Here is a 4,400-nt window from a genome sequence, read left to right as displayed (position 1 = left end):
GCGCTGGCCGGGCGCTTCGGCCGCACCTGGGCGCACGCCGCGGCGCCGCTGTGGCACGCGCGCATCCGCGCCACGCTGCACCTGGGCGCGGCGTCGGTGGCGCTTGGGCTGCTGGCCTACGTCTTCGCGCGGGCGCTGCCCAACGAGTTCAGCGTCGGCTGGGAGAGCCAGCTCATCAAGACTCCGGAGGGCGCCCACCAACTGCTTGGGCTGCTGTTCCTGCCGGTGAGCTCCCTGCCGGGCCTGCCGGGCGTGGCGCCCTTCACGCTGGAGGAAATCACGCGCATGCACCATTGGGCCGGCAGCAACGCGGCGATGGCCGACCGCTGGCTGCTCATGCTCTCGGCGCTGCTGGTGTTGGGCGTGGCGCTGCCGCGGCTGCTGCTGTGGGGGTGGCAGTCGCACCGCGCGCGGCGGCTGGCACGGCGCTTTCCGCTGGACCTGGCCGACCCCTACTTCGCCCGCCTGGTGGCCGACGGCAGCGGCCAGCGCTGGCGCCTGGTGGTGTGGCCCTACGCACTGGCGCTGGACGCCGCGCGCACCGCGGCGCTGGCGGGCCAGGCCACCGAGGTGCTGGGCGGCGGCGAGACGGCGCTCACCGTGCAGCCGGGCTTGGCCTACGGCGACGCCCCGCAGGCGGCGGCGCGCCGGCCCGCGGCCACCGAGGGCGAGCTCATGGCCTGCGCGGCGCTGCTGTCGCTCTCGGCCACGCCGGAGGCCGAGACGCACGGCGCCTTCCTGCAGCGGCTGGCCCAGTCGCTTGGGCCGCAACTGCTGGTGCTGCTGGACGCGGGCGCCTTCACCGCGCGCTTGGGCCGCGGCGAGCGGCTGCGCGAGCGCGAGGCGCTGTGGCGCGAGTTCCTGCGCCCGCTGGGCCTGCAGCGCGTGCACGTGGTGGACCTGGGCGCCTGAGCATGCAGGCCGCACCCTCCCCGCTGCAGCCGCCCGCCGGCACGGACACGCACACAAACACAGGCACGGACGGCGGCACCGGCGCCGCCGCCCGCATCGCGCTGGTGCTCATGGCGCACACCAACGTGGGCAAGACGACGCTGGCGCGCACGCTGCTGGGCCAGGACGTGGGCGAGGTGCGCGACGCCGCCCACGTCACCCGCGACGCGCAGGCCTACCCGCTGCTCTCCACGGCCGAGGGCGACGCGCTGCTGCTGTGGGACACGCCCGGCCTGGGCGACTCGGCGCGGCTGTACCGGCGGCTCTCGGGAGCGTCCAACCCCATCCAGTGGTTCCTGTCGCAGGTGTGGGACCGCTGGACCGACCCCACGTTCCACCTCAGCCAGCAGGCGCTGCGCGCCACGCGCGACAACGCCGACGTGGTGCTCTACATCCTCAACGCCACCGAGTCGCCCTCGGCCACGGGCTACCTGGCCGACGAGCTGAAGCTGCTGGCCTGGATGGACAAGCCCGTGCTGGTGCTGCTCAACCAGACCGGGCTGGCCCCCGCGGGCAGCGACGCCGCCCAAGCCGAGCTGCGGCGCTGGCGCGAGCACCTGCGCGACGCCCCGGGCGTGCGCGGCGTGCTGGCGCTGGACGCCTTCACGCGCTGCTGGGTGCACGAGCAGGCCTTCTTCGACGCGCTGGACGGCCTGGTCGCCGCGGACAAGCAGCCCGCCTCGCGGCGGCTGCGCCGCGACTGGCGCCAGCGCAACATGGCGCGCTTCGACGCCTCCATGGCCGTGATCGCGCGGCAGGTGGTGCAGGCGGCGCTGCGGCGCGAAGCGGCCTCGCCGCCTGACGGCGAACCGCGCCCGGGCGGCGTGCGCGCGCTGCTGGCGCCGCGCGGCGGCGATGCGGCGCGCCGGCGCGGCCAGCAGGCGCTGCAGCAGGCGGTGGAACAGGGCCGCGCCCACACCACGGGCGAGCTGCTGCGCCTGCACGGGCTGCTGGACAGCCGCGGGCATCCGTTCTGGCGCCGGCTGGAGCAGGCGGACCTGATCGCCCTCACGCCGCTGGACCCGCTGCGCGTGGGCGCAGGCGGCGCCATCGCCACGGGGGCCGTCTCGGGGCTGAAGGCGGACCTGGCCACCGGCGGCCTGACCATGGGCGCGGGCATGCTGTTGGGCGCCCTGGCCGGCGCGGTGGCCTTCGCCGTGGGCGCGGAAGGCTTCAACCGCGCCCGCGGCGTCCAGGAAAGCTCGCTGCGGCTGAGCAACGCCGCGCTGCACGCGCTGCTGCAGGACGCGCTGCTGAAGTACCTGGCCGTGGCCCATTTCGGCCGCGGCCGCGGCGCCTTCGAGCACGACGCGCTGCCCGCGGCCTGGGGCGAGGAGCTGGCACGGCGCGAGCAGGCCCAGGCCGGGACGCTGGACGCCGTGTTCGAGGCGCTGCGCAGCGGCGAGATGGACGAGGAAGCCGCCTGCATGCAGCTCCAGGGCTGTGCCAGCCGCCTGGCGCTGGACCTGCTGGCCTGGATGTACCCCGAGGCCCACGTGGAGCGGCTGCTTCGGGAGGGTTGAGGGCGGGCGCCACCCGTTGCGCGCGGAACACGCCGCAAGCAGTCGAGAAGATGGCGGTTCAGGCCAGGAGCCAGTGCAGCACCTGATGCGGCCCCACCAGCAGCACCGCCAGGCCGGCGCTGGCCAGGAAGGGGCCGAAGGGCATGTGCCCATCCGCCCCCAACGCGGCGCGCCGGCGCAGCAGCAGTGCCGCCACCGTGCCCAGCAGGGAAGCCCACAGCAGCATGGGCACGATCAGCCACACGCCCAACCACGCCCCCAGCGCCGCCAGGAGCTTGAAGTCGCCAAAGCCCAGGCCTTCCCTGCCGCTGTCCGCGCGCGCGGCCCAATGCGCCGCGCTCCACGGCGGATGTCCCGCACCCTCCCCCGTGGCCAGCCTGAACGCCCAGTACAGCAGCCACAGCGAGAGGTAGCCCGCCACGGCACCCCACATCGACTGGTGCGGCGGCAACGGTATCCAGCCCGCCGTCGCCGCCACCAGGCCCGCCCACGCCAAGGGCAGCGTGAGGGCGTCCGGCAACCACTGCGTGTCCCAGTCGATGAGCGCCAGCGCCAGCAGCGCCGACGCCAGCGCGCACCACAGCAAGGCCTGCGGCTGCCCCTGAAAGCGCAGGCCCAGCGCCGCCCACAGCAGCCCCGTGGCCAGCTCCAGCAGCGGGTAGCGCACGGCGATGGGCTCGCCGCAGGCCGCGCAGCGCCCGCGCCGCTTGAGCCAGCCCAGCACCGGCAGGTTGTCATGCCACGCGATGGGCGTGCCGCATTGCGGGCAGTGCGAGCGCGGGCGCGACAGCGTGAGCAGCGGCAGCCGCTGCAGCTCGCCCTGCAGCGCGCCGGCCACGTCGGCCAGCGCGGCGGCCGGCGCGCGCCCAAACAGGCGCTCATGCGAGCCGGCGTCACCCAACTGCAACGCCACGTCCTGCCACCAGCGCCGCTCCAGCATGAGCGGCAGGCGGTACACCACCACGTTGAGAAAGCTGCCCACGCACAGCCCCAGCACGGCCAGCGGCAGCGGCTGCATCAGCAGCGGCCACAAGGAGGCGTCCATGCCGCTCAGCGCGCGACGAGCTGGCCGCGCGGCGCGGCCGGCGGCCGCAGCCGCGCCAGCCGCTCGGCCAGGAAGGCGGCCGTCTCCGGCGGCAGGTTGGCGGCGCCGTCGGCGCGGCGGTAGGCCTCCAGCGCATCGGCCACCTGGCCCACGCGCTCCAGCGCCACGCCCACGCCCACCAGCCAGCTCACGTTGGCCGGGTCGGCGCGCAAGGCCACCAGGTAGTTGGGCACCGCGGCCTCGTAACGCTGCGCGCGCAACTGCAGCGCGGCCAGCAGGGCGTGGTATTGCGGCTCGTCGCCGGCCTGGGCCACCTGCGCTTCGAGCAACTGCAGGGCGCCGGCGGCGTCGCCGCCTTCCACCATGAGCCGCGCCAGCGCGAGGGTGAGATCGGCGTCCTCGGGGTGCAGGCGCCGGCCCTCCAGCAGCAGCGCGCGCGCCTCGTCGGCACGGCCGGTATCGAGCTGCAGCCGCGCGAGCATCTTGCGCGCCTGCACGTCCTGCGCGCTGGCCTCCAGCGAGCGCTGCAGCGGCGCCTTGGCCTCCTCCAGCCGGCCCTGCTGCTCCAGCGCCACCGCCTCCGCCAACTGCCTGGCCGCCAGCTGGCGTGGGCTGAAGGTTTTGCCCGCCACGGCGCGCGGCGCCGGCCGGACCGGGGTTTCAGCGGCTTGCGCCGGCGCGGCCGGGACCGCGGCAGAGGCCGGCAATGCGCCCGCCAAGGCAGGCGCGGCCTGAGCGACAGGCACGGCCTGGGCGATAGGCGCGGCCTGGGCGACGGGCGCAAGCCCTTGAGCCCCCGCCGCCTTGTCGCCCGCGGGCAGCGGCCTGGGCTTGGACGGGCTGGCCACCACCGGCACCAGGGCGGGCGCGGACGCAGGCGC

General features: G+C 75.9%; 3 protein-coding genes and 1 pseudogene. 2 read left to right on the top strand and 2 right to left on the bottom strand.

All coding sequences use genetic code 11. From position 1 onward, the window contains the following. Positions 1–912: pseudogene (locus SM757_RS34460) on the top strand (DUF2868 domain-containing protein); the annotation flags it as partial. A 2-nt stretch (positions 913–914) separates the two neighbouring features. Continuing rightward, the gene (locus SM757_RS34455; RefSeq protein ID WP_322468785.1) at positions 915–2,474 is read left to right on the top strand and encodes a DUF3482 domain-containing protein; all 1,560 of its coding nucleotides are present in this window, start codon (positions 915–917) and stop codon (positions 2,472–2,474) included. Positions 2,475–2,532: 58 nt separating this feature from the next. On the opposite strand, the gene SM757_RS34450 is transcribed toward SM757_RS34455, so the two are convergent. Together SM757_RS34450 and SM757_RS34445 are read right to left on the bottom strand one after the other, a co-directional pair. Further along, positions 2,533–3,519: a prepilin peptidase gene (locus tag SM757_RS34450; protein WP_322468784.1), complete on the bottom strand. Its 987-nt coding sequence runs from the start codon at positions 3,517–3,519 to the stop codon at positions 2,533–2,535. Between the two features lie 5 nt (positions 3,520–3,524). After that, positions 3,525–4,400 (bottom strand): tetratricopeptide repeat protein (locus SM757_RS34445; RefSeq protein ID WP_322468783.1); only part of this gene is annotated, 876 nt, incomplete at its 5' end.

The organism is Azohydromonas lata, from assembly GCF_034427735.1.
Taxonomy (GTDB): Bacteria; Pseudomonadota; Gammaproteobacteria; order Burkholderiales; family Burkholderiaceae_C; genus Azohydromonas; species Azohydromonas lata.
The sequence above is the reverse complement of the archived record's forward strand: the minus strand, read 5'-3'. Positions and strand labels throughout refer to the sequence as shown.